This window comes from Lutibacter sp. (genome assembly GCF_041555395.1).
Taxonomy (GTDB): domain Bacteria; phylum Bacteroidota; class Bacteroidia; order Flavobacteriales; family Flavobacteriaceae; genus Lutibacter.
The window spans coordinates 1-2,731 of the sequence record NZ_JBFFKM010000108.1 but is presented as its reverse complement, the minus strand read 5'-3'; the positions used below and the strand labels follow the sequence as shown (position 1 = coordinate 2,731).

Sequence of the window (2,731 nt, the reverse complement as noted above, 5' to 3'; positions counted from 1 at the left end):
TTTGAGGTGCAAATATATGGCTAATTACACAATTTGCCAATTAGAATTTATAGGCAATAAGGCCTTAAAGATTGGGAGTCCAAAATGCTTAAATAAGCAGTCTTATAACCTAAATAGTATTTTGGGCGTTCCCGCTGAAAAAGCGGTCGGGTCTTTCGTTCCAAACCGTCGTTGCGAAGTTTTTGCCAAAATCAACCTTTGCCGTATTTATTTAGGTATTGCAATCTGTTCAACATATTGCTTCACAAACTCGCAACGTCGGGTTTTCCCCTGCACCCCCTAACGCAAATTTAATTAATAACAAAAAATAAATAAAAACCGGTCAACTCCAATCAGGGAAGTTCAAGTGAAAATTTACCCAATAAATTCCCCTCTTGAGAGGGGTTAGGGGTGTGTAAAAAAACATGAGAAGAATTAAAAAAATAAATAAAAACCGGTCGATACCTATCTGAGAAGTTCAAACCTTTAACCTTTTAACTTTAACCTCTTATTTTATCGAGCAGCACATTAAGCCGGGTCACTTCTTCAATTGTTAAATGCTGCATTTTTTGGTCAAGTGCTGTTTCCCGCTCATCAATTTTAGAAAGGCAATCCAGTCCGAGTTGGCTGATCTGAATGTCTTTTTGTCGCCTGTCCTGTTTGCATTCTTTTCTGACCACAAGTTTTTTGTCAAGCATTCTGTCAATAACCCTGCTGATGTCCGAGTTTTTGTCAAGCATTCTTTCTTTCAGCAATCCAATGCTTGAGGCAGCCGGATGTTGTCCTCTTAAAATACGAAGCACATTAAATTGTGTCAGAGACAATTTAAGCGGCTTTATAATTTCCAGAAGTTGTTCAGAAAGGTAATTGTGGGTGAAATGAATATTTACACGCGCCTTATGATAGTCACTGTTGAAATTGCTTTTTATTTCGTCCTGAATTTCCATGAACCATTAAATTTAGGTAAAATTACAAAAAGAGGGCGTGAAATCATTTATAAGTCAAACGAAAATCACGCCCTTTTTAGAGAAATGGGATTAAATTTTTACCAATTCTACTTTTGCGGTAATAGCCACTTCTTCGCCAATCATTAAGCTTCCGGTTTCCAGTACAGAATTGTATTTTAGGCCAAAATCGGTTCTGTTGATGACACCCGTAACTTTAAGTCCGGCTTTTGTATTTCCCCATGGATCTTTGACGGTACCGCCATAAGTCATCACCAAAGTAATTTCTTTGGTCACGCCATGCAAAGTTAAGTTTCCATTTAAATTGTATTTTGAATCTCCGTTTTTTTCAACTGAAGTGCTTACAAAAGTCATTTTTGGGTATTTCTCCGTTTCAAAAAAGTCAGCGCTTTTTAAATGTGCGTCCCTTTTTTCATTGTCGGTATCCACGCTGTTTATATCGATTGAAATGTTGATTTTTGCGTCAGAAAAGTCGCTTTTTGTAGAAACTACAGAACCTTCGTACGTTGAAAACCGACCTTCAACTTCTGAAATAACCATATGGTCTACAGCAAAGCGTATGGAGGAATGCGACGGATCAAAATTCCAGGTGGTTTGTGCGTTTGCCAATACTACGCTAAATAAGGCGATTACGATACTTAATTTTTTCATTTTATGTTTGTTTTTTATAGAGTTATTAATTCATGTGCAAATGTATGTTATAACTATATATGTTGCAACATATATTTATTAAAATTTTACCTGATTCTAATGAAATATATTTAAGTAATTGAATTACAATAGTTTATGTTTAAGTATTTTTATTTTATAAAACAAGTAAAAAGTGTAAATTTGCAGTAATAATACAACCTATGCAAGAAGAACAAGTAATATTGGTGAACGAGAAAGATGAGAAAATTGGTTTAATGCCAAAAATGGAGGCGCATGAAAAAGCAGTGCTTCACAGAGCGTTTTCGGTATTTGTATTTAACGATAAAAAGGAACTGTTACTGCAACAGCGCGCTGCAAGTAAATACCATTCCCCATTATTGTGGACAAATACGTGTTGCAGCCATCAGCGAGACGGTGAAGGAAATATAGAAGCCGGTAAAAGACGATTGAAGGAAGAAATGGGCTTTGTCTGTGATTTAAAAGAGGTGACCTGGTTTATTTACAAAGCACCGTTTGACAATGGGTTAACGGAACATGAACTGGACCATATCCTTATTGGTTATTATAGTGAAGATCCTTTACTAAATAGGGAAGAGGCAGAAAGTTTTAAATGGATGACCATAGAACAAGTGAAGAATGATATGGAAAAGCATCCTGAAATTTATACCGAATGGTTTAAAATCATCTTCGACAAGTATTACAGTTTTATCAGTCATGAGTCATAAACAAGAAAACAAATGAAAGTAACCGTTAACAGAAGAGCACATTTTAATGCTGCACACCGATTGTACAATGCCGATTGGACGGATGCGCGGAATGCCACAGTATTTGGCAAATGCGCCAACCCTCATTATCACGGACATAATTACGAACTCATTGTTTCTGTTAAAGGAGAAATTCACCAGGAAACTGGTTTCGTGATGGATATGAAAATTCTGAAAAGTTTAATAGAAACAGAAGTGGAAGACAAATTCGACCATAAAAATCTGAATGAAGAAGTCCCTGAATTCAAAACCTTAAATCCGACCGCCGAAAATATTGCCGTAGTCATTTGGAACAAGCTACGTTCAAAAATTGATGAGAATCTGGAACTTTCTATCACGCTTTATGAAACACCAAGAAATTTTGTCACTTAT

4 protein-coding genes are annotated in these 2,731 nt (G+C 36.1%); 2 read left to right on the top strand and 2 right to left on the bottom strand.

What is annotated here, in order from left to right; genetic code table 11:
* Positions 1 to 479: 479 nt before the first annotated feature.
* A complete protein-coding gene (locus tag ABY285_RS12430) occupies positions 480 to 926 on the bottom strand; it encodes a MarR family winged helix-turn-helix transcriptional regulator (RefSeq protein ID WP_372770538.1) in 447 nt (148 codons plus the stop codon).
* 90 nt (positions 927 to 1,016) lie between these two features.
* Positions 1,017 to 1,595 (bottom strand): YceI family protein, encoded by a 579-nt coding sequence (locus ABY285_RS12425; RefSeq protein ID WP_372770536.1) that lies wholly within the window; start codon positions 1,593 to 1,595, stop codon positions 1,017 to 1,019.
* Positions 1,596 to 1,795: 200 nt separating this feature from the next.
* Between ABY285_RS12425 and idi the strand changes: the two genes are divergently transcribed.
* Complete coding sequence (idi, locus tag ABY285_RS12420) at positions 1,796 to 2,320, top strand: isopentenyl-diphosphate Delta-isomerase (protein WP_372770534.1); 525 nt, start codon at positions 1,796 to 1,798, stop codon at positions 2,318 to 2,320.
* A gap of 12 nt (positions 2,321 to 2,332) precedes the next feature.
* Positions 2,333 to 2,731, top strand: a 399-nt coding sequence (locus ABY285_RS12415; RefSeq protein ID WP_372770532.1) for a 6-pyruvoyl tetrahydropterin synthase family protein, incomplete at its 3' end; no start/stop codon positions are given.

What these genes read in the sequence shown, in the direction of transcription:
- ABY285_RS12430 (WP_372770538.1), bottom strand. Translation starts at nt 926, where the DNA reads ATGGAAATTCAGGACGAAATAAAAAGCAATTTCAACAGTGACTATCAT.
- idi (WP_372770534.1), top strand. Translation starts at nt 1,796, where the DNA reads ATGCAAGAAGAACAAGTAATATTGGTGAACGAGAAAGATGAGAAAATT.
- ABY285_RS12425 (WP_372770536.1), bottom strand. Translation starts at nt 1,595, where the DNA reads ATGAAAAAATTAAGTATCGTAATCGCCTTATTTAGCGTAGTATTGGCA.